Annotated in this window: 17 protein-coding genes; 8 read left to right on the top strand and 9 right to left on the bottom strand. The window is 51.2% G+C overall.

Annotated elements, in window-relative coordinates; all coding sequences use genetic code 11:
• The first annotated feature begins 134 nt into the window (after positions 1-134).
• The 3 genes from NQ510_RS16140 (at position 135) to NQ510_RS16130 (ending at position 5,306) form a co-directional block, all read left to right on the top strand.
• Positions 135-1,802, top strand: a complete 1,668-nt coding sequence (locus NQ510_RS16140) for a M23 family metallopeptidase (protein ID WP_005831192.1) — start codon at positions 135-137, stop codon at positions 1,800-1,802.
• Positions 1,803-1,838: 36 nt separating this feature from the next.
• Entirely contained in the window at positions 1,839-3,482 is a 1,644-nt protein-coding gene (locus tag NQ510_RS16135) for a C69 family dipeptidase (RefSeq protein WP_005831190.1), read from the top strand.
• Between the two features lie 81 nt (positions 3,483-3,563).
• Complete coding sequence (locus tag NQ510_RS16130; protein ID WP_005831188.1) at positions 3,564-5,306, top strand: phospho-sugar mutase; 1,743 nt, start codon at positions 3,564-3,566, stop codon at positions 5,304-5,306.
• Between the two features lie 290 nt (positions 5,307-5,596).
• Here the strand turns inward: NQ510_RS16130 and nudC are convergent, their stop codons facing one another.
• Together nudC and NQ510_RS16120 are read right to left on the bottom strand one after the other, a co-directional pair.
• Positions 5,597-6,403 (bottom strand): NAD(+) diphosphatase, encoded by an 807-nt coding sequence (nudC, locus tag NQ510_RS16125; RefSeq protein WP_016274387.1) that lies wholly within the window; start codon positions 6,401-6,403, stop codon positions 5,597-5,599.
• 105 nt (positions 6,404-6,508) lie between these two features.
• A complete protein-coding gene (locus tag NQ510_RS16120) occupies positions 6,509-7,147 on the bottom strand; it encodes an HU family DNA-binding protein (RefSeq protein WP_005832241.1) in 639 nt (212 codons plus the stop codon).
• 528 nt (positions 7,148-7,675) lie between these two features.
• On the opposite strand from NQ510_RS16120, the gene NQ510_RS16115 reads away from it, so the two are divergent.
• Both NQ510_RS16115 and NQ510_RS16110 read left to right on the top strand, forming a co-directional pair.
• A complete protein-coding gene (locus tag NQ510_RS16115) occupies positions 7,676-9,229 on the top strand; it encodes an AAA family ATPase (RefSeq protein WP_034526058.1) in 1,554 nt (517 codons plus the stop codon).
• Positions 9,230-9,251: 22 nt separating this feature from the next.
• A complete protein-coding gene (locus NQ510_RS16110) occupies positions 9,252-10,703 on the top strand; it encodes a vWA domain-containing protein (protein WP_008664761.1) in 1,452 nt (483 codons plus the stop codon).
• 25 nt (positions 10,704-10,728) lie between these two features.
• Here the strand turns inward: NQ510_RS16110 and NQ510_RS16105 are convergent, their stop codons facing one another.
• The 7 genes from NQ510_RS16105 to cdd all read right to left on the bottom strand — a co-directional run bounded on the left by NQ510_RS16105 (position 10,729) and on the right by cdd (position 19,377).
• Positions 10,729-11,238: a hypothetical protein gene (locus tag NQ510_RS16105; protein ID WP_005831174.1), complete on the bottom strand. Its 510-nt coding sequence runs from the start codon at positions 11,236-11,238 to the stop codon at positions 10,729-10,731.
• 14 nt (positions 11,239-11,252) lie between these two features.
• The gene (locus tag NQ510_RS16100) at positions 11,253-13,178 is read right to left on the bottom strand and encodes a TonB-dependent receptor (RefSeq protein ID WP_005831173.1); all 1,926 of its coding nucleotides are present in this window, start codon (positions 13,176-13,178) and stop codon (positions 11,253-11,255) included.
• A 98-nt stretch (positions 13,179-13,276) separates the two neighbouring features.
• Positions 13,277-14,680, bottom strand: coding sequence for an aldo/keto reductase (locus NQ510_RS16095; RefSeq protein ID WP_005831172.1), 1,404 nt, complete (start codon positions 14,678-14,680; stop codon positions 13,277-13,279).
• Positions 14,681-14,728: 48 nt separating this feature from the next.
• A complete protein-coding gene (locus NQ510_RS16090) occupies positions 14,729-16,225 on the bottom strand; it encodes a 4Fe-4S dicluster domain-containing protein (protein ID WP_005831171.1) in 1,497 nt (498 codons plus the stop codon).
• Positions 16,226-16,257: 32 nt separating this feature from the next.
• Positions 16,258-16,797, bottom strand: coding sequence for a flavodoxin family protein (locus NQ510_RS16085; RefSeq protein WP_022400806.1), 540 nt, complete (start codon positions 16,795-16,797; stop codon positions 16,258-16,260).
• Between the two features lie 105 nt (positions 16,798-16,902).
• A complete protein-coding gene (locus NQ510_RS16080) occupies positions 16,903-18,537 on the bottom strand; it encodes an ABC-F family ATP-binding cassette domain-containing protein (protein ID WP_005831169.1) in 1,635 nt (544 codons plus the stop codon).
• A gap of 357 nt (positions 18,538-18,894) precedes the next feature.
• Positions 18,895-19,377: a cytidine deaminase gene (gene cdd / locus NQ510_RS16075; protein WP_005831168.1), complete on the bottom strand. Its 483-nt coding sequence runs from the start codon at positions 19,375-19,377 to the stop codon at positions 18,895-18,897.
• A 101-nt stretch (positions 19,378-19,478) separates the two neighbouring features.
• Between cdd and NQ510_RS16070 the strand changes: the two genes are divergently transcribed.
• The 3 genes from NQ510_RS16070 (at position 19,479) to NQ510_RS16060 (ending at position 23,109) form a co-directional block, all read left to right on the top strand.
• On the top strand, positions 19,479-20,402 hold the full coding sequence (locus NQ510_RS16070) for a glucosaminidase domain-containing protein (protein ID WP_005831167.1): 924 nt from the start codon (positions 19,479-19,481) through the stop codon (positions 20,400-20,402).
• 143 nt (positions 20,403-20,545) lie between these two features.
• On the top strand, positions 20,546-21,793 hold the full coding sequence (locus tag NQ510_RS16065) for an efflux RND transporter periplasmic adaptor subunit (protein ID WP_005831166.1): 1,248 nt from the start codon (positions 20,546-20,548) through the stop codon (positions 21,791-21,793).
• Positions 21,790-23,109 (top strand): ABC transporter permease, encoded by a 1,320-nt coding sequence (locus NQ510_RS16060; protein WP_005831165.1) that lies wholly within the window; start codon positions 21,790-21,792, stop codon positions 23,107-23,109. The genes NQ510_RS16065 and NQ510_RS16060 overlap by 4 nt, the downstream gene beginning before the upstream one ends.
• Positions 23,110-23,115 lie beyond the last annotated feature (6 nt).

Genomic DNA, 23,115 nt, shown 5'->3' with positions numbered 1-23,115 from the left:
TATCGGTGCATCTATGTTCTTCAACAGAATTTTTATGCATGTTTTAATCAATGATAATTGTAGCTTTCTGTAGGTAGAGAGAACTATTCTTTTTATATTTGCATGCATTTAAAATAATATTGACTGTACAAAATATGAAATATTCTATATTTTTCTCTCTTTTGTTCTTTATTGGTAGTGTGCAAAGCGGCTATGCCCAAGAAACCGGTACAGACAAGCCCTCCTTCATCCCGCCTTTTGATTTTCCCATCACTTTCTCCGGTAACTTCGGCGAGATACGTGCCAACCATTTTCATGGCGGACTGGATTTCAAGACCGGTGGAACCATAGGCAAGCCGGTACGCGCTCTGGCCGACGGATATATTTCGCGTATCCGCGTTACCCACGGTTCGGGCTATGTGCTCGATGTGGCTTATGACAATGGTTATTCGACGATAAACCGCCATTTGAGTGCCTTTGTGGGCGATGTGGCCCGCCGGGTTGAAGACTTGCAGTACGAGAAAGAAAGTTGGGAGGTGGAAATTACTCCCGAACCCGATGAATATCCCGTGAAGGCCGGTCAGATAATAGCTTTGAGCGGAAACACCGGATACTCTTTCGGTCCGCACCTGCATCTGGATATGATAGAGACGGCTACGGACGAATATATCGACCCGCTGCCTTTCTTCATGAACAAGGTGAAAGACAAGACTGCCCCGCGTGCCGAAGGTATCATGCTGTTTCCACAGCCGGGAAAAGGAGTGGTGGAGGGCAAGCAGACGCGACGGGCTTTTCCGGCACATCCAACGAAACCCATTACCGCCTGGGGACTGATTGGTGCAGGCATCCGTGCCTACGACTATATGGACGGAGTGCAGAATAAATATGGCGTGAAGACGGTGATTCTCGAAGTGGACGGTGAGGAAGTCTTCCGCAGTACGATAGACCGCTTTGCCTATGAGGAGAACCGCTATATCAATTCGTGGACACACGGTCAGTACATGAAGTCTTTTATAGAGCCGGGCAACCGTCTTCGCATGCTGCAGGCATCCAACGGCAATCGCGGACTGGTGGAAATCAACGAAGAACGCCCTTACCGATTTGTCTATACACTGAGCGATGCGCTGGGAAATACCTCTAAAGTCCGCTTTACAGTCCAGGGACAGAAGACGATAATTGCTCCGGTGGAACATCGTGAGAAATATACCCTCAAATGGGACAAGGTGAACTATCTGCAGGAGCCGGGGCTGGAGTTGGTTATCCCGAAAGGAATGCTCTACGATAACGTCTTGCTGAACTACTCCGTGCGGGCTGATAGTGGCGACATCGCTTTCACCTATCAACTAAACGATACCCGTATTCCTATGCACAATGCCTGCGATTTGCGTATCGGCTTGCGCCGGCGTCCAGTAGAGGATATGACCAAATATTATGTGGCGGGCGTAACGGCGCGCGGTGGAAAATACCGCATCGGCGGTAAGTATGAGGATGGTGTCATGAAAGTGCGTATACGGGATTTGGGGACTTATACCGTGGCAGTGGATACGGTTCCGCCGGTGATAACTCCCGTGAACCAAGCTCAGTGGGGACGTACGGGAAAAATCATCTTCAAGGCCAAGGACAAGGAAACCGGCATCAACACCTATCGGGGTACGATTGACGGGAAGTATGCCTTGTTTGGAAAGCCCAATTCCATCAGTGGTAACCTGGTGTGCGAGCTCGACCCGAAATATGTGGAGAAAGGCGGCAAGCATGTGGTGGAGATGACGGTGACGGATGGCTGTGGCAACCGTACTACCGAACAGTTTGATTTTGTATGGTAAAGACTGAAATATTTAGTAACATTATAATTTAGAAGTATGAAAAGTAAAAGACTGACTCTTTCCGTCTTGTTTGTTGTGGCAGCCGTGGCGAATGCGCTGGCCTGCACCAATCTTATCGTAGGCAAGAACGCCTCCGCGGACGGTTCTACCATTGTTTCCTATTCTGCCGATTCTTATGGTTTGTTCGGCGAGTTGTATCATTATCCTGCTGGTATGCACAAGAAAGGTACGCTGATTGACATACACGAGTGGGACACCGGCAAATACCTTGGGCAGATAGAGCAGGCGCGTCAGACGTACAATGTCATTGGCAACATGAATGAGTTCCAGCTCACTATCGGTGAGACGACATTCGGCGGACGTCCCGAGCTGGTGGATACCACCGGCATCATCGACTACGGCAGCCTGATTTACCTCGGTCTGCAACGCTCACGCACCGCCCGCGAGGCCATCAAAGTGATGACGGAACTGGTGCAGGAATATGGCTATTACAGCAGTGGCGAGTCCTTCACCATCGCCGACCCCAACGAAATATGGATTATGGAGATGATTGGCAAGGGACCCGGTGTGCGCGGTGCCGTATGGGTAGCTGTCCGCGTGCCCGATGATTGTATCTCCGCTCATGCCAACCAGAGCCGCATTCATCAGTTCAACATGAACGACAAGGAGAACTGTATGTACTCCCCCGATGTCATCTCCTTTGCACGCGAGAAGGGCTATTTTGACGGTGTGAACAAGGATTTCAGCTTTGCCGATGCCTATGCTCCGCTCGATTTCGGTGCCCGTCGCTATTGCGAGGCACGCGTATGGAGCTATTTCAATATGTTTACCGACCGCGGCAACGAGTTCCTGCCTTATATATTGGGTGAGACGGACACTCCGATGCCTCTGTTTGTGAAGCCCAACCGCAAGGTTTCCGTGCAGGATGTGAAGAACGCCATGCGCGACCATTATGAAGGTACTCCTCTCGACATCAGCAAAGATTTCGGCGCAGGCCCGTATCATACCCCGTACCGCCTTTCTCCACTCTCTTTCAAGGTGGGTGACCAGGAATACTTCAATGAACGTCCCATCTCCACCCAGCAGAGCGGTTTCGTATTCGTGGCACAGATGCGCTCCGAGTTGCCCGATCCTATCGGTGGAGTATTGTGGTTCGGCACAGATGATGCCAACATGACGGTATTTACGCCCGTATACTGCTGTACGGACAAGGTTCCCGTATGCTACACCCGTGTGGACGGCGCCGATTACATCACTTTCTCCTGGAACTCCGCTTTCTGGATTTTCAACTGGGTGGCCAATATGGTTTATCCCCGTTATGACTTGATGATGGGCGACGTGCGTGCCACTCAGACAGAGTTGGAGACAACCTTCAACGAAGCGCAGGAAGGCGTTGAGGCTGCTGCTGCCAAACTGCTGGAAAAAGATCCTGCCAAAGCAAAGGCATTTCTTACCAACTATACGAACATGACTGCCCAAAGCACTTTCGATACTTGGAAACGTCTTGGCGAGTTTCTTGTCGTAAAGTATAATGACGGCGTTGTCAAACGTATGAAAAACGGTCAATTCGAACGTAATTCCATCGGCCAGCCGGCAGGCGTAATCCGCCCGGGATACCCGAAGGAGTTCCTTGAAGAGTATGTTAAGCAGACGGGAGACAGATATAAAATGCCTGAATAAAATTAGGATATTTGAACTTATTCTTCTACATTTGTGTCTTACAAAAAAGTTTATATTAACCCTTAAAACAATAACAGTCTTATGGAAAATCAGGAACTGATTAAGCAGGTGACTGAGAAAGCCGAAAAATGGCTTACCCCGGCATATGATGCCGAAACTCAGGCAGAAGTGAAACGCATGTTGGAAAATCCAGATAAAACCGAATTGATAGACAGTTTTTACAAAGACCTGGAATTTGGAACGGGCGGTCTGCGCGGCATCATGGGTGCCGGTACAAACCGCATGAACATCTACACCGTAGGTGCCGCAACACAGGGCTTGTCCAACTATCTGAACAAATGTTTTGCCGGAAAGAAGGATATTTCCGTTGTTGTGGGGCACGACTGCCGCAACAATAGCGACAAGTTCGCAAAGATTTCTGCCGACATCTTCTCTGCAAACGGCATCAAGGTATATCTTTTTGATGACCTTCGTCCTACGCCCGAAGTTTCATTTGCCATTCGCCACTTCGGCTGCCAGAGCGGTATCAACATTACAGCCAGCCACAACCCCAGAGAATACAACGGCTACAAGGCTTATTGGGATGACGGTGCGCAGGTGCTCGCTCCGCACGATACAGCCATCATAGACGAGGTGAATAAGGTGACGGTGGCCGACATCAAGTTCAACGGCAACAAGGACTTGATTCAGATTATCGGCAAGGAAGTGGATAAGGTTTATCTGGACATGGTTCACTCCATCTCCATCGACCCCGAAGTCATCCGTCGCCAGAAAGACCTCAGCATTGTGTATACTCCGCTTCATGGCGCAGGCCGCGTGCTCATTCCGGACTCATTGAAGGAGTGGGGATTTGAGAATATCAACTGCGTGCCCGAACAGATGGTGAAGGACGGCAATTTCCCGACGGTGGTTTCTCCGAATCCCGAAAATGCCGAAGCCCTTTCCATGGCCATTGCGCTGGCCAAGAAGATTGACGCTGACATCGTGATGGCAAGTGACCCGGATGCCGACCGTGTCGGTATGGCCTGCAAGGACGATAAGGGCGAGTGGGTGCTTATTAATGGTAACCAGACTTGTCTCATTTTCTTGTACTACATCATCAAGAACCGTATTGCAATGGGCAAGATGCAGCCGAACGACTTCATCGTGAAGACCATCGTGACCACTGAACTCATCAAGGCTGTGGCAGACAAGAACAAGATTGAAATGCGCGACTGCTACACCGGCTTCAAGTGGATTGCTCGCGAAATCCGTCTGAGCGAAGGCAAGCAGCAGTATATCGGTGGTGGTGAAGAAAGCTATGGCTTCCTGGCCGAAGACTTTGTCCGTGATAAAGATGCGGTTTCTGCCTGCTCCTTGCTGGCCGAAATCTGTGCTTGGGCCAAAGACCAGGGTAAGACGCTCTATGACGTATTGATGGAAATCTATGTAGAATATGGATTCTCAAAGGAAACCACCGTGAATGTGGTGAAACCGGGTAAGAGCGGTGCCGAGGAAATCAAGGCGATGATGGATAACTTCCGTGCCAATCCTCCGAAGGAAATCGGCGGTTCGGCTGTCAGTCTGATTAAGGATTACAAGACGCTGGAACTTACTGATGCCCAGGGCAACGTAAGCAAGCTGGATATGCCCGAGACTTCCAATGTACTTCAATATTTCACTGTAGACGGCACGAAGATTTCTGTCCGTCCTTCCGGTACGGAACCGAAGATTAAGTTCTATATCGAGGTGAAGGGCGAGATGGGTTGTCCGAAATGCTATACCAGCGCCGATGCCGAAGCTGAGAAGAAAGTGGAGGCAGTGCGCAAGTCACTCGGCATTTGATAGGAAAGAGGAAAAAATGTGTATATAGTGTTCGGAGAGGCGTAACCCGTGAGGGCTGCGCCTCTTCCTTTTGCTTCTGTGTTGAAAGAAAACTTAAATAAAGACTTAAACCCGATGGTTGATGAACAAAACGTTTGCAGGGAAGTTAAGTATAGGCAGATTGCGGTTACACACCGATTGGTTGATGTGAATGAGAGTCGTTTCATTCGTAGTTGTTCGTTTGTGAGTGTGTGTTTTCCGCAATCTGCTTTTTAAAATTTCTTCCCCCCCTCTTTTTAATTCTTTAATTTTTAATTGTTCTCCATCCACCAGTCTATCAGCCTTCTTGCGATACTCAGTTTTCGTGGAATTTCGGGCAGGTTGTCTTTGGAATAGAAGGCGGCAGCGGTCAGCTCATCTTCCTGCAGTTTTATCTCCCCGCTTTCGTAGTCGGCAATGAAACCCACCATCAATCCGCTGGGGTAGGGCCAGGGCTGGTTGCTGAAGTAGGTGATGTTCTTTACCTTCAGCCCCGTTTCCTCAAAAACTTCCCGTTCCACACATTCTTCCAGTGTCTCGCCGGCTTCGAGGAAGCCTGCCACCAGTCCGTAGAAGGTTCCTCGGAAGTTCCGGGCATGCACCAGCAGGATTTCGTCTCCTTTGCGTATCAGTACGATGATGGCGGTGGAAACGGGAGGGTACATCTCATTGCCGCAGTTGGGACACTTCTTCATGATGGGGGTCTGGTGCTCCATGGCGGTACCACACACGGGGCAGAAGTGGCTGTGCTCGTCCCAATAGAGTATCTGGAAGGCCTTTCCTGCAGAACGGTACTCGTCCGGCGAGATGTAGTCGTACGATGCGCGCAGGCCTATCATGACCCATTCGTCGGTTTCGGCCACGGGCTGTTCCAAGGCGAATGCACGTACTTGCTTGCCGTTGGGGGGGAACACTTCGTGTATATTACTTCCGGCTTCCGGTGTCAGAGGAGGCTCTATACTGACGGGTACGCTGTATTTTATTTCTCCTTTGTCTGTATATCCTTTTTTCAGCAGCAGTTGGTCTTTGAAGAAGACGAACCACTGCGTGGAGGGTTGGGGTTCTGTTGATTTTTCCATTGTTTGTTGTTTTATTATTTTGGGGGGGATGAACACGAAAATACAAAGGCACAGAGATTCTTTTCAAATTAATTTCTATGTCTCTGTGTCTCTGTGCTTGCCCCCCTAAATTTCGTTTGCTGTGTCTTTTTCTTGTCGCACATAGACCGTTGACCTTCCCATTCCGCGGCGGCGCAGGAACCCTTGCCGGATGAAGTTGTTCAGTTCGTCTATGGCGGCATGTCTGGTTAGTCCGCTTAGCTGGATGTATTCGTTCTTGTTGATACATACATTCTGCTTGAGGAACAGTTCCAGTTCGGCTTTTCTTGTTTCTTCGGTGGTCTCTACTACTTTTTTCGATTTCTTGGTAGTGGAGTGTACACGTTCCAACGTCATTTTCTTCTTGATGTTGTTGCGGAACGTGCTGCTGATGCGCAGGTGTACGTTTTGGAATTGGACGGATTCGGAGCGGATTTTCTTTTTCTCGTCGTCGGTCTCGCGCAAACATTTCAGTGAAGTGCTGAAGAATCCGAGTTCTCCCAGCTCCACGATGTTTCCGTTGGCAAGGAGGTCGCACAACTCGTCAATGCAGGCATCCAATGCTGCCCCTATCACATTCTTGGGCAGATGTTGGAAAGTTGCGATATGTTCCACAAACTCCTTTTGGGTATAAGTCCTTTTCGGGCAGATACGTGCATGGAGTGATTTCTTGTCTTCTTTCCCGTCGGGCGAAGGCGTTTCGTAAAGGTCGTAATACGCGCTCATAAGATATTTATTTTTGTTTATAGCGATAAACAGTTCTCGTCGCTTCGGGGAATTATTTTTGTCGCTAAGCGGATTAATTTTCCTCTTCCTAAAAACTAATCGTCCGACAACTGTTGCATTATCGTCCAACAGTTGTTTAATTATCGTCCGACAGCTGTCGGACGAAACAGAAATGGGTATGGGACGATTATTTCTTAGTGAACAAAGGTATAAAATATTGTGATACGAAGGGTAGTGTTTGGGGAGGAAAGTTTTAGTTTTCGGCAAAAGAGGGGGGATTGTTAAATCCCCAATAATAGGGACTGACCCGATGAAGGACTGGTCACTTACCTGGGGACAATTTGTCTCCAGGTAGAAATGGTAATAGATATAGGAAATGAAAGCAAATCACAACGTGTGTGCGTGTCTGTGTGTATTTGTTTTCCAAAGATAGTGAATCTTAATAAGACTCTCTCTGATTTCCCTACTATTTTGTATCTTTACACACTTTTCTTTATACATGAGTACTGACTATAAATAAATCATATTGTGGAAATAACCCAACGCATTCGTCTCCTCCTTTCCGAAATGAACCGGGGAGTATACGAAAAAGAAACTGAAATAAACCTCTCCCTGCTGGCAGCTCTGGCAGGCGAGAGCATTCTGCTCCTGGGACCTCCGGGAGTAGCCAAGTCAATGGTAGCCAGGCGGCTAAAGTCGGCTTTTACAGATGCCCGTGCCTTTGAATACCTGATGTCCCGCTTCTCTACGCCCGACGAGATTTTCGGTTCTGTCAGCATTAGCCGACTGAAAGAATCCGACAAGTATGAACGTGCCATCGACGGCTATCTGCCCACAGCCGATGTCGTGTTTCTGGACGAAATATGGAAAGCAGGCCCTGCCATACAGAACACTCTGCTGACCGTCATCAACGAGAAACTTTTCCGCAACGGCGACAAGGAACTGCATCTCCCCCTCAAACTGCTCGTAGCTGCCAGTAACGAACTGCCCGCTCAAGGCGAGGGACTGGAAGCCCTATGGGACCGCTTCCTTATCCGCATTCTCTGCACCTGCGTCAAGCAGGAAGAGTCTTTCTACAAAATGCTGCTGGACGATTCTGCCGACCATCCGGAAACGACTGCCTGCGAATGGCAAATCTCCGACCGCGAGTATGCCGAATGGCAAGCTGAGATACGCCGCGTAACCTTGCCTCTCGATGTTCTTTCCTGCATCACAGCCATTCGCCACGGACTGACAAGCGTAGAGATGCAAGACTCCGACCTGCGCCGCAATGTCTACGTCAGCGACCGCCGCTGGAAAAACATCGTGAAGCTGCTCAAGACCTCCGCCTTCGTCCACGGCCGCACGGAAGTCTCCATGACCGACCTGCTTCCCGTCTACCACTGCCTATGGAGTGAGCCTGATGAGAGCGTTGCCATCCGTGACATCGTTATCCGTGCCTTATTCGTGTCCCACACAAAACAGATTGCTGGTATCGCCTCCTCGCTGAAATCCGATTTGAAAGTCAGCCGTGTGCGCGAAGCCCTCGACAAAGCCCGCCTTGCCGGCGACCGTAGGGACGATGACCTGCTGATAACGGAACACTTCTACTACCAGGTGGAGAAACATGGTACGGGCAACACCTACATCTTTATCGTGGACTACAAAAATCTGAAGGAGTACAGCGCCAAAGATGCCCCCACCTTGGGCGTAATGTATGCCGACCCCATCAATCCCAAGCGTACCATCATCCGCGCCTTTGCCGACACCGGCGCCGTGAAAGAGGAAGGCACCGAACGCGTCACCCTCTACCGCGACGACAAGCATCTCTACATCAACGGTGTGCGCTTCCCCATGCGGCGTCTGCAACGAGGTGAGGAGCAACAACTCTGGCTGGGAAACCTCTCCGTCACCGACCGTGACTACGAGACGGAACTGGACGCCGCCGCCACCAGCATAGACCGCCTGGTAAGAGATTTGTCCGACAACCTTTTCGTCTCCGAAGAAGACAAAAAGAGCGTAGCTCAATACGTCTCCATCGTCCGCAAGGAAATAGCCTGGGCGCGTGTGGACATGCGCAAACTGAGATATGGAGACGAATAATCCTCCAGTAACCAAGAAGAAGATGAACACCACCGTCACCCGATATGACACCGCCTTCTATGTGCAGGCACTGGACCGTTTCGTTGCCACCGGAGAGTGCGCAGAGACGGATACCGAGCCCTTGTATGCCTATCTACTCTCTGTGATGAACGACTCCATGGTCAAGGTGCAGGTGCTGGGCGATGAGGTCTGTGCACGTATCTTTTACGACACCATGATTCAGTTCATCCAATTGAACTTGGAGAAGGAGAGGTACCACCTCCGGAAAAGCCAGTCGGAACGGACCGGGATGAAGCTCGTGCTGGAATGGTCCATGGCAAAGCGGAAAGACGGCTGGCAAGCCTTGCTCCAGCAGATTTCCGACAAATACCGGGAGTACGGCTTCGACTCCCGTTTCTACCGCAGCCACTTCGGTACAGAAGGAGGATATGCGGACGATGAAGTCTGGGAGAAAATGGTGGACGACTGGGAAGACGCCTTCCAACTGAAGATGCACGAAGAAAAGGAGAAAGAGATTGCTTTCCGCAAAGATGCCCTCGAGCGCAGGCTCCGTTCCAATCTGAAAGACATCCCCGAGTACATCCGCCAGAACCGGGTGGATAAGGACGAATTCTTCCAGACCTGGGGCATGATGAGCGGCTTGTGGAATACTGTCGACTTTGAGCGTATACGGAAAATCGTGCGCATCCAGCGCTCTTGCCCCGAGATAGTGAAAGTGGCCCGCAAGATGGGGCGTATGGCAGACGACGAAGGACGTGAGCAAATCCGCGTTGCCGAGGGAAACGTCTACAAAATGGAGCACTCCTCCAAATGTGACATCCTGGGCATCAGTACCGGCAACGACCTCAATGCCCTGCTTCCCATTGAGCTTGCCCATTCGGCAGACAGCGAACTGGAAGATTTGTTCGTCTACAAATACCTCACCCGCAAGCTCCAGACCTTCCGCTATAAATCGGAAATCATGCAGCCTGCCCGGCGCATCGAAACCAAGCCTGCCCGTCCCAAAGGTCCGATGATTGTCTGTCTAGACACCTCGGGAAGCATGGCCGGCAAGCCGGAGAAGATTGCCCACTCCCTGCTGATAAAGCTCCTGGAGATAGCCGACCGTCAACGGCGGAACTGCTTTCTGATAGCTTTTTCCGTCTCCATCCAGCCGATTGACGTAAGGAAGGAACGGGCAAGGCTGCTCGAATTCTTCTCAAAGACAGCTTGCGGGGATACGGATGCCACCCGCATGCTGGAAGCCACGTTCCGCCTGCTCAAAGAAGGCAAGGAGTATATGAATGCCGATGTGCTTTGGGTCAGCGACTTCAAGATTCCTCACTCTTCACCTGCCTTTATGGAGGAGATTCGTCGCTGTCGGGAAGCCGGTACACACTTCTACGGTCTGCAGATTGGCATCACGGACAATGAGTGGACGCCGTTCTTCGACCGCATCTATCGGGCGGAATACACCCCTTTGCGGAATTACTGAAATAAGGTTTGCCCTGAAAGCGTGCTTATTGAAGGCTATATTTCAGCAGTAAATATCCGCCTGCCACTTGCAATCCCATTCCCGGCACGCCGATACGGAAATCTTGTACAGCCCGGAAGAAGCTGCCCACCATGGCCCATTCTCCCAAAGTACCTGCTACCTGATAGAAAAGAACTACTGCCAGCAGGATAGGCAGGGAAATGCGCTGGAAACGGTGTGCTGCCCAGCCCGCCGCCACAGCCAGTAATACAGACTTCAACAGAATGGCGGAAAGTGCTGCGGGAAGTGGCATTCCGAATAGCAGGGAGTTGAGGACGGGCGACAGGACGGCTGTCAGCAACCCCACTTTCCATCCGAATTTATAAGCGCCCACCAGCGTGAAGAAATAGATTGGAAGCCAGGTTATCCCTCCCTGGGGAATGAGATGAAAGAGCTGGGGAAGAGCCAGATTGCCAAGAATGAATAGCGAGGCTGCCAGATACGTCTTCACATTATTGTAATCCAGCGAGTAGAGTTTAACTGTTTTTGTTTCCATGTAGTTGTAATGTATTAAAAGTTGATATTTACGCCTCCCATCACCGTAGCTTTCGGCATGGGGAAGCCTGCATTGATTTCATAGCGTTGTGCCAGCAGGTTTTCACCCTTGACGAAGACGTCGGCAAAACTGCACAGACGGTAGTTGGCACGCAGGTTCCAGAGTACGAAGCTTTCCTGCTTCTCCTTACCCGGGGTGACCGAGGTATGGAGACCCTTCACGTATTGTATACCGGTAGATAGGCCCCAACGTCCTTGCGTAAAGTCCGCACCGGCATAGAGTTTGTGCTCGGGAGCCGCCAGTACCGGATTCTCCATGTGCAGCCAGCTATAATTGGCATTCATCTGCCAGTGGCGGTTGATGCGGTATCCGAGGTTGGTTTCCACACCCCAGTTCTCTATCTCGCCGGAGTTGACGTTCTTGCGCAGGGCAGGGTCCGTCATGATGATGTTGTCCCCGTTGATGTAGTAGAGGTTCACCCCATAGGACATGGGCCCTCCCAAAAGCTGCCCCGTAAAGGAGAGTTCATAGTTCATCAGGCTCTCCGCTTTCAAATCGGGGTTCTGTGGAGGGAACATGTACATCTCCCGGATGGTGGGGTTACGGAATCCTTTGCTCACCATTGCTTTCAGTTCTGCCTGCCGCGGCAGATGGAAAGCCAGTCCCCCTTGGGGAATCCATTCCGTGCCTACGTGCGAATGGTGGTCTATGCGGACACCGGCGTCCAGTGAAAGCCAACTGTTGATGTCCTGCCTGAAATCCACATAGCCTGCAAATTCATCCATCTGCTTGTCCACGCCGGGGATGCGGTCACCAATCTGCTGTCCGGGTTTTGCCTCGTCGATGGCGACAACCTTGTTCCAGGACTCTCCGCCGAAGTGCTGGTAATCGAAACCTACGGTCAGGCGGTTGCCGGTGAAGAGCGTGGCGCTTTGATACCACGATATGCCCAGCATCCGGTCCTTGGAGTTGAAGTGCGACTTCTGGGGCTCTCCTCCGGGATGGTAGCCGTCATTAATTCTGTGCCGGCCCCAGTTATAGAAGAAGCTCACGGCGCCGGAAGTACAGTCGTAACGATTTTCCAGTGCGAAGGAGGTCATGCCGCGTGTGATGCGCGAGTCGTTGTCTATATACGGATTGTCGGCTTCGCCGGGATTGGAGGCGTTGAAGCGGGTGATGTTCACGTCGCCCCACAGCTTCCAGGTGTCGCTGAAGTCGTATCCCAGTTTGGCATAGCCGCCATACTGCTCAAACTCCATGTCGTCACGGTGTCCGTCGGTACGGTTGTACGAGCCGGTCACCACGCTGCTGAAACGCCCTTTCCTCACGCGGTTGGAGACTTCCGTCTGCAGGGTATTGTAGGAACCGTATCCTATCTGCGCATTGGTTTTCACCCCGTCCTCCTGCATCTTGCGGGTGACGATGTTGATAACCCCGCCCATTGCATTGGACCCGTAGAGGACGGAGGCGGGACCGCGCAGCACTTCCACCCGTTCGGCCATCATGCTCTGGTAGGCGTCGGCGATGGGATGCCCCATCAAGCCCATGTATTGCGGGTGTCCGTCTATCAGCACCAGCAGGCTGGTTGTAGGTCCTCCGGCGGCATTCACCCCGGCGCCTATGCCGCGCAGGCTCATGCCTCCTGCGGCTCCCGTGGATACGCCGTAGCCCATGATGCCGCGGCTTGTGGTGAAAAGTCCGGGCACCTGCTCGGTCAGTGCAGGCAGGATGGAGGGCTGGTAGGTCTGTTCCAGTTGCTGGCGGCCCACTACGGAGATGGTCATTGGCAGGTGGCGGATGTCTGTTTCATTTCTTGTCCCGGTCACCACGACTTCATCAAGCTTGTAGCTTTTCAGCCGGAGGCTGTCGGCAGGTGCGGACAGCATGCCCCCTGGCAGGGCAATACTTATTAAAATAGCCGTTAAAATCTTTTTATTCATCGTTTATCTATGGTTCTTTCTGCAAAGTTATACAAAAAGAAGAATCTGTATATGATTGGTAATCCTCGAAATGAAAACGGATGTGGAAGATAACTCCGTTAAAGGGTTTCCTGCTTCAGTGCTTCCACAAACCGGTCTATTTCCTGCAGTTTCGCCGGGATGTCGATGCCTTGCGGACAGTGCGGGTTGCATTGGCCGCAACCGGTGCAACGGTTGGCTTGGCGGAGACGGGGAACACTGCGGTCATAGCCTATCAGGAAGGCGCGGCGTGCCTCGCGGTAATTCTCGTCTTGGCTGTTCTGCGGCACGTTGCCCTCGTTGATGCAGCGGTTGTAGTGCAGCAGGATGGCTGGAATATCCAGCCCATAGGGGCACGGCATACAGTATTTGCAGTCGTTGCACGGCACGGTGGGGTATTGCAGCATTCGCTGGGCGGTATCTTCCAGTAGGGTAAACTCCTCTTCCGTACATGGAACAAGCGGGGAGAAGGTACGCAGGTTGTCTTGCAGATGCTCCATGTACGTCATTCCGCTCAGTACGGTCAGCACATCGGGGAAAGTACCTGCAAATCGGAAGGCCCAGGAAGCCACGCTCTCTTGCGGGCGGCGTTGTTTCAGACGTGCCATCAAGTGGTCGTTCAGGCGGGATAGGCGTCCGCCCAGCAGCGGCTCCATGATAACGGCGGGAATGTTGCGCTTCACCAGCTCGGCATATAGGTATTCGGCATCCGTGTTGCGGGTATTCACTTCTTTGGCATGTCGCCAGTCCACGTAGTTCAGTTGGATTTGTACGAAGTCCCATTTCAGTTCGTCGTGGCGGGAGAGCAGGTAGTCAAAGACTTCGATGTCTCCATGATAGGAGAATCCGAGGTTGCGGATGCGTCCGACTTCGCGCTCTTTCAGCAGGAAGTCCAGCATGCCGTTGTCCAGATAGCGGGAACGGAGGGCTTCCATGCCGCCCATGCCGATGCCGTGCAGCAGGAGGTAGTCGATGTAGTCCACTTGCAGGTCGCGGAAGGAGCGGTGATACATGGCAAGGGACTCTTCGCGGCTGTGCGTGCTGGGACTGAAGTTGGACAGCTTTGTGGCAAGGAAGAATTTCTCCCGTGGATGGCGTTTTAAGGCAATGCCTGTGGCGCGCTCCGACAGACCTTGCACATAGGCGGGAGAGGTGTCGAAATAGTTCACTCCGTGAGCAATGGCATAGTCTATCAGGTCGTTCACGGCTTCCTGGTCTATTTCGTCTCCATTCCCATCGGCGCGTTTCCGGGTGGGCCATCGCATGCATCCGTATCCCAGCAGAGAAACCCGGTCGCCCGTGTTGGGGTTGGTACGATAGGTCATCTTGCCGGTTGGTATCTCGCCCAGTGCGGCCGATTCGCTTTCCCCGTTGTTCTTGTTGCCCGAACAGCCGTATAGGGCTGCTGCCGAGGCAAGCGTTCCTGCACCGGCGAGTTTGAAGAAATCGCGGCGGTTTATCTTGTTCTTATTGTCTTCTTTCATTGTGATAGGACTGAAATTATAAATGGATATTAGGGTGATAAAGTTGCTTCAGACAGTTCTGTGCATCACATGGCCTTCCACATAAATGGCACTGAACGGACGCGACGGACAAAGGTTCTCGCATGCTCCGCATCCGATACAGCGTTCGGCGTTGACTACCGGTATCTTGATGGAGGCTTCGTCTTCCGGGTCTGAAGGAACCATCTGTATGGCACCGGCCGGACAATGGCGGGTACAGTTCCCACATTCCATCTTGTCTGTGATGCAGATGCAATTCTCCTTAATCCATACGGCATGACCGATTTGGACGGCCGATTTCTCGGCGAGGCTCGTCAGATGGATGGCATCGGTAGGACACACCTCCGCACACTTGGCGCATTCGGGGCGGCAGTAACCGCGTTCGTAGGACATTTCCGGCTGCATCAGTTTTGTCAAGTCCGAAGAAGGACGGAGCACTTGGTTGGGGCATACCGATACGCAGAGCTGGCAGGCTGTGCAGTGTTGTGCAAAGTGGCGGGCGCTCAGTGAGCCCGGAGGAGTGATGGGAGTGGCGCGCTCGGGGATTTTTTTGTCCTCGATGACAGCCAGTCCACCGTCCACTTTCTTCTCCTGCGCCTTGAGGGCTGCCGTAGCAGCAAACACGGCAGTTGTAGAGAGAAATGCGCGGCGGGCGTCGTTTACCTGCTCCGGTGCCACGGAGGTTTCCTGGGAGACTGCAGCGGAGGCCGGCTTGCGGCGTGTGTAAGTGATGGCACCTTTCCTGCACTTGTTGATACAGTCCATACATGCCACGCAACGGCTGTAATCTATTTCGTGTGCTTTGATGTTGATGCACGATGCCTTGCAGTTGCGGGCACAAAGTCCGCAACTGTTGCACTTCTTTGTGTCAATCACCGGTTTCAGCAAGGAATACTTCGAGAGGAAGCCAAGCACTGTACCTACCGGACAGATGGTGTTGCAATAGGTACGTCCACCTCGCCATGCCAGCACGATGAGGACCACCAGAGTGACCGTGGCAATCAGCAGGGTAGGGAGACTCTTCATCCATACATCCGTTTCATAGAAGGCATAGCTGTCAGCACGTTCGGCCAGGTAGGCCAGTCCGTTGTTTGCCCACTGGTAGAGTGGGGAGAAAAGGCTGGAAACGATGCGCCCGTATGAGCTGTAAGGGGCCAGCAGCACGACAAAAGAGTTCAGTCCGCCGATAATGGCAAGTACGAATACTCCCAGCACACCGTAGCGTAGCCATTTCAGTGCGGACGAGTAGCGGAAACGGTTTTTCTTCCGTTTGGCGGAGAGCCAGGAAACAATGTCCTGGAATACTCCCAACGGGCAGATGACGGAGCAGTAGATGCGTCCGAATACCAAGGTCAGCACTGCAAGAAACAGTACTACACCGATGTTCAGTGCCAGCACGGCCGGCAGGAATTGTATCTTCGCCATCCATCCGAACCAGGCATGCAGTGTTCCCGTGAAGTCGAGGAACAACAGCGTGATGAGTGCGAAGAAGATGACGGCAAGGGTCAGTCTGATGGTACGTAGCATAAATGTATTGTATAGCGATTAGTATTCGTTCTTTATACCTTTTTTCCCATCTCGTAGGCTTCGTGCATGGAAGGCTTGTCGTTTATCTCGCCCACCTTCCAGGCACCCACGCCATAAATGGTGCCGCATTCTTTGGGCTCTTCCAGGCAGTCGAGGAAGCCACGGAAACCATCGATGGTACGCTCCATCATGGGGACACTTTCTTCGGCGGCGGCGATGATGAAGTAGAACTCCTTGTCCTTTATTTCAAGGTAGCGTGCGCAACAACGGTCAATCAGTGTCTTCATCTGCGCGCTCATGGTGTAGAAGTAGACGGGGGTTGCCATGACGATGACGTCGGCGGCAATCATCTTTTCCACCACTTCGGCGGCATCGTCCTTTTGCGGGCAGGGTTTGCCGTACATGCTGCATACGCTGCATCCCGTGCAGTAGTTGATGTGCTTGTCTTTCAGGAAAATCTTTTCTACTTGATGTCCGGCCTCTGCGGCACCGCGCATGAATTCATTGCACAAGAGGTCGGAGTTTCCATTCCTGCGGGGACTGGAGGAGAGGATTAATACTTTTTTGCTCATATTCGTTGTTCGTTAGTTAGTAAATGATTACGTGCTGCAAAAATAGGCAGGTTTTATGAGAATGGCAGTATACAAATTACGGTTGTTGTTACCTAAATTACTGATTCATTCCAAAAGTATCTCCCGTTCGATGCCGGTGTCTTTCAGAAACTCCCGGTCGTGGCTGATGGCAATTACGGTGCCGGCGTAGTCGCGTATCGTTGCCGTTATTATTTCTATACTCTCGATGTCCAGATTGTTGGTGGGTTCGTCCAGAATGAACATATCCGGGGTATTGTCGGCAATCATCAGGCAGCAGAAGGAGAGGCGCATCTTTTCGCCGCCACTCAGTTTGCCGCACGGCTTGTTCCACACGTCGCGGGGAAAGAGGTAACGGTTGAGGATGGTTTTCACTTCATGTTCCGGCAGGTGGCGGTGGTTGAAAGCTTCTGCTTGTTGGAGTACGCTGCGCTCATTACGGACGAGGGAGTATTCTTGGTCCAGATAGACGGAGGTGAAGCCGGCACGCTCCATCACTCCGTCGGTGGGGTGCAATTCGCCCATGATGAGTTTCAGCAGGGTTGTTTTTCCACTGCCGTTTTTTCCTTTCAAGCTGAGGCGGTCGCCGCTTCTCAACTGGAAGGTGAGGGAGGAAGACCAGAGCTCCTTTACTGCCTCCGGACGGGTTGTCTCCATAGGAGAAGCCGCGAGGCTGGGATAATGAAAGTTGACGTCCTTTGCCTTGACCAGAACTTTCCCCACATGCAGATGAGAGGCATTGAAGTCTGTTTTCAGTTTGTCTGTCTGTGGCAGTGAACTTTTGATGCCTGACATTTCTGCCTGCAATTTTTCCGTTTTCTCCGTATGAATGCTGCTGAGTCTGCTGCTGCTGTTTTCCGCATTGTTTTTCAGTGCTCCTATCATGATGCGGGGAATCCCCTTTTTAATGGAGTTTTTTTCTCCCCGCACATTCTGTTTGGACTTCCGTTCTTCTACTTCGCGTGCCACTTTGCGTGCAAGGCGCAGGGCTTTCTGCTTCTCTTCCAGTTGTTGGGTAAGGGCTTTCTGTTGCAGGGCCTTCTGTTTTTTGTAGAAGTCGTAGTTTCCGCTGTAATACGTCAATCCCTGGGAGGAGAGTTCGCAGATGGCAGGCAACTGATTCAGTAGCGTGCGGTCGTGACTGATGACGAGCACGGTAGCCGATGTCCGTCGTATCAAGTTATACAGACGTTCCCGTCCATCCGCGTCCAGATAGTTGGTCGGTTCGTCCAGCAGGATGGCTGTTGGGTTGTGCAACTCCATGCCTGCCAGGAAGATGCGGGTCTTTTCGCCGCCGCTAAGTCCTTCCATCGGACGGGAGAGTGGGATACCGTCCAGTCCCCAGCTGTCGAGAGAAGTCTGGGCGCGTTCTTCCACGTTCCAGTCATCATTGAGCGTATTGAAGTGCTTTTCGGTAGCGTCACCGCTTAGGATGGCATGCAGGGCAGATAGCTTGTGGCTGATTCCCAAAGCTTGTGCTATTGTCTGCCGGTCGTATTGTCCGAAGTGCTGGGGCACGTAGTACAGATGTTCGGGGCGTAGCACCGTTCCCGAACTTGGAGACAAGTCTCCTACCAAAATACGCATGAGGGTAGACTTGCCGCAACCGTTATTTCTGGTCAGGGCTATTTTATCTCCGGAGTTGATACTCAAGTGGAGGTGTGAAAACAAGATTTCCTTATCTGCATGGATATAGCTAAGGTCTTTAATGATAAAGCTCATAAGTTTCTACTGTGTTTTTAGAAGTAAGAATGATAGGGGAGATGCAAGCATTCCCCGAAATTGAAATTCTCGAAGGGGAGGGTACAGACAAACACAGTATTGGCTAAACATCTATATAGGTGATGCTCAGCGTTCAGTCTGAAAAAGCATGTTGATAGTGATGTTTACCGGAATGTGCTGTCTTTAGTCGGATATTCTCATCGGTGGAATTAATTGGTTAATGGGTGCAAAGGTAATGATTTCCACTGAATAACAAAGGTTTTTTGTGATATTAATATCGTGTCGGCAAGAAGTTAATATCGTGTTTGCAAGAAATTAACTTCCTGCAGACACGATGTTAGTACTTTATTGGTTCTGTTACTTCATGGCCGAAGCATCGAACGAGAGTGGCAGTAATTCTCCCACATTCTTCAGCTCGTAGATTCCCTTTTTGCCATATAGCAACACCCTCATGGGATGCTTGAAGCGCTTTTCCGTTTCGAGCATCACTTGCCGGCAGGCGCCGCAGGGAGGAATGGGAGACTCCAGGAACTCGTTGTGCTCGTTGCGTGCGGCAATGGCGAGGGTGGTCACTGCCTGGTCGGGATGTTGGGAGTTGGCATAGAATAGGGTGGTGCGTTCTGCACACAGCCCGGAAGGATAGGCGGCGTTTTCCTGGTTGGTGCCGGTCACTACAATACCGTTTGCCAGTCTGGCTGCAGCTCCTACCGAGAAGTGGGAGTAAGGGGCATAGCTGCGGTTGGTAGCCTCGCGGGCGGCATCCATCAGTTCGCGGTCGGCGGCATCCAGTTCTTCATAGTCGTATATCTTGACGGCGATTTCGATATTTAATTCTTTCATAAGGCAAAGGGTTATATTGTAATTAATGTTACAAAGATAGAAAAGAGATTGGTTATTTCAATTCTTTTACGGACTTTTGTGCAGAACTCAACATTTTAAGCATGAAACGGATTTTCAGACTGACTGCTATCATAGCATTTCTTTTTATTTCCATAACAACAGTGCAGGCACAACGCCGGAATGCCCGCTACAATGAGTATATCAAACAGTATGCTCCCCTTGCCGTGGAGCAGATGCAACGTCATAAGATACCTGCCAGCATCACGCTGGCCCAAGGGCTGTTGGAGAGCGGTGCCGGATACAGTGAGCTGGCGCGCAAGAGCAACAATCACTTCGGCATCAAGTGTGGAGGCAACTGGCGCGGACGGACGGTGAGGCATGATGACGATGCCCGCAATGAATGTTTCCGCGCTTATCGCAATCCGAAAGACTCTTATGAAGACCATTCCGATTTCCTGAAACGGGGAGCACGTTATGCTTTTCTTTTCAAACTGAAGATTACGGACTATAAGGGTTGGGCGCGCGGCTTGAAGAAGGCCGGCTATGCTACCGACCCGTCGTATGCCAACCGCCTGATAACCATTATTGAGGACTATGAACTGTATAAGTACGACAGCCGTGGCATGAGCAAACACGATGTCCGCAGTTGGGAGAAGGAACTGAAAAAGAAACCTTGGCTGGCCAATCCGCATCAGGTGTACATTGCCAACGATATAGCTTATGTCGTGGCACGCGACGGAGACACCTTCCAGGTATTGGGCAAGGAGTTTGACATCAGCTGGAAGAAACTGGTGAAATACAACGACCTCCATAAAGAATATACACTGGAGGCGGGAGACATTATTTACTTGAAAGAAAAGCGCAAGAAAGCCGCCAAACCCCATACCGTCTACATAGTGAAAGACGGTGATTCCATGCATACCATTTCCCAAAAGTACGGCATTCGTCTGAAGAACCTTTATAAGATGAATCGCAAGGATGCGGAATACGTGCCGGAGATTGGCGACAGATTGAGATTAAGATAAAGAAGCTATCCGAAAATGTACAGGGTGTCCGAAAACGGACACCCTTCTTTTTTGTCTTTTCGCTTACTTTCAGGGGGTTATGATTTTGGCATGGATTTAGTATATATTAAGCGTTATGTTCGCAAACAATAAAATTAAAAGATATGGATAGAGAAATTCCGAAAGAAGTGCGTAATAAAGAACGCAATAAGAAAATCATCCGCTACGGTGCTATCGGCGTGGCAGGTATCGTAGTGGTCAGTGTACTCATTTCATTGATGCGTACGGGAGTGAAGGAGAAAGACCTCGTTTTCTCCAAAGTAGGCAAGGGTACGATTGAAGTCAGTGTCAGTGCCTCCGGAAAAGTGGTTCCTGCATTCGAGGAAATTATAAATTCGCCTATTAATACCCGCATTTTGGAAGTGTACAGAAAAGGTGGTGATAGTGTGGATGTCGGTACCCCTATCCTGAAACTGGACTTACAGAGTGCCGAAACCGACTACAAAAAGATGCTGGATGAAGAGCAGATGCGCAGCTACAAGCTGAAACAGCTGAAACTTGACAACCAGACCAAGCTGACCGACCTTCAGATGAAAATCAAAGTCTCCGCCATGAAGCTGGACCGCATGAAGGTGGAGCTGCGTAACGAGCAGTACCTTGATAGCCTCGGTTCGGGCACCACCGACAAAGTGCGCCAAGCCGAACTGAGCTACAACGTAGCACAACTGGAATACGAGCAATTACAGCAGCAGTATGCCAACGAGAAGGAAGTGCTGGCTGCAGAATACCAAGTGCAGGAACTGGATTTCAGCATGTTCCAAAAGACACTGGCCGAAACCAAACGTACGCTCGACGATGCGCAGGTGCGTTCGCCCCGGAAGGCCATCCTTACTTATATCAACAATCAGATTGGTGCTCAGGTTCCCGAAGGCTCACAGATTGCCGTCATCTCCGACTTGAGTCACTTCAAGGTGGAAGGCGAGATTGCCGATACTTACGGTGACCGTGTGGCTGCCGGCGGCAAGGCCATTGTGAAGATTGGCAGCGAAAAGCTGGAAGGTTCCGTAAGCAGTGTTACTCCGCTTTCAAAGAATGGCGTCATCTCCTTTACCGTGCAGTTGAATGAGGACAACAACCGCCGACTGCGTTCCGGTCTGAAAACCGACGTCTATGTGATGAATGCAGTGAAGGAAGACGTGATGCGCATAGCCAATGCCAGCTATTATGTGGGACGTGGGGAGTATGAACTTTTTGTACGCAATTCCGACAAGGAAATTGTAAAGCGCAAGGTGCAGCTGGGCGATTCCAACTTTGAGTTTGTAGAAGTGGTCAGTGGCTTGCAACCGGGTGATGAAGTGGTGGTGAGCGATATGAGTAACTATAAGAACAAGAATAAGTTGAAGCTAAAATGATAAAGGTTTACTTGAAACAAGCCTGGGAGCTGTTGAAGCAGAATAAACTGTTCAGCATGCTCTACATTGTGGGTACGGGGCTGGCCATTGCCATGACAATGATTATGGCGGTGGTGTATTATGTGAAGATTGCGCCCGTCTATCCAGAGGCAAACCGCATGAATACGCTTTACCTCAGCAATTCAAAATTCACGCAGGGAAGCGGCAACAATACCAGGACCATGCAATGGGCTGTTTCCTACAAGGCACTGCAAGACTGGTTCTATCCCGTAGAGAATGCCCTTGTCGTTTCGGCCGAGCTGCATAATGATTTGTCGGAAAACAGTTATATACAGCCTGCCGACCGCAGCGGTGATTTTCCGGTTATGGTAAAGTTGACAGACCCTGCTTTTTTCAAGATATATTCTTTCCAATTCCTGGAAGGTAGTCCATTCACGGCATCCGACCTGGCAAGTGGCATTTCCACTGCTGTCATTACCGATGATTTGGCACGCCGCTTGTTCGGTACGACGGAAGAGGTAGTAGGACGCTCGTTCAGCCTGAACTATATCGACTATCGGGTTTGTGGGGTGGTGCGCAGTGCCAGTTACCTCACCTCTAAATCCTATGCACAGCTTTATATACCTTATACGGTGTCGCCCGATTACAGCACTCCCAAGTACGACCTTCCCTATCTGGGAGCTTTCAGTGCTGCCTTTCTGGTGCAGGACAGTAAGCAGGGAGATGCTCTGCGGGCTGAGATAAAGGAAATCTGCCGCAAGGAGAATCTTATGCATCCCGATGAATGGAAAGTAGATTTCTGGGAGCAGCCCACCTCCCATCTGTTGAGTGTCTTCAAGACTTATGCAAGTATGGAGTTTGACCTTTGGGCCACAGTGCGCCACTTTCTGCTTGTCCTGCTCGTATTGCTGTTGGTGCCTGCCCTGAATCTGAGCGGCATGATATCGAGCCGTATGGAGGGACGTCTGGCAGAGATGGGCGTGCGGAAATCGTTTGGAGCCGGACGTAAGATACTGCTTTCACAAGTGATGTGGGAAAACCTGCTGCTGACCGCACTGGGCGGAGCATTGGGCTTGCTGCTGGCATGGCTGGCACTTTACGTGGGACGCGAGTGGATATTTACGGTATTCGACAGCTGGCCGAATATGGTACCCGAAGGAGTGGAGGTCCGCGTATCGGGTGAAATGCTGTTTGCTCCGCTGGTTTTTCTCGCCGCATTGGCGCTGTGCGTCGTGCTGAATCTGTTGTCGGCCCTTATACCGGCGTGGTATTCCTTGCGGAAACCGATTGTGAACTCACTGAATGAAAAACGATAAGACACG

Origin of the sequence: Bacteroides uniformis, assembly GCF_025147485.1 — a bacterium.
Taxonomy (GTDB): Bacteria; Bacteroidota; Bacteroidia; order Bacteroidales; family Bacteroidaceae; genus Bacteroides; species Bacteroides uniformis.
This window is presented reverse-complemented; position numbering and strand designations above follow the sequence as displayed.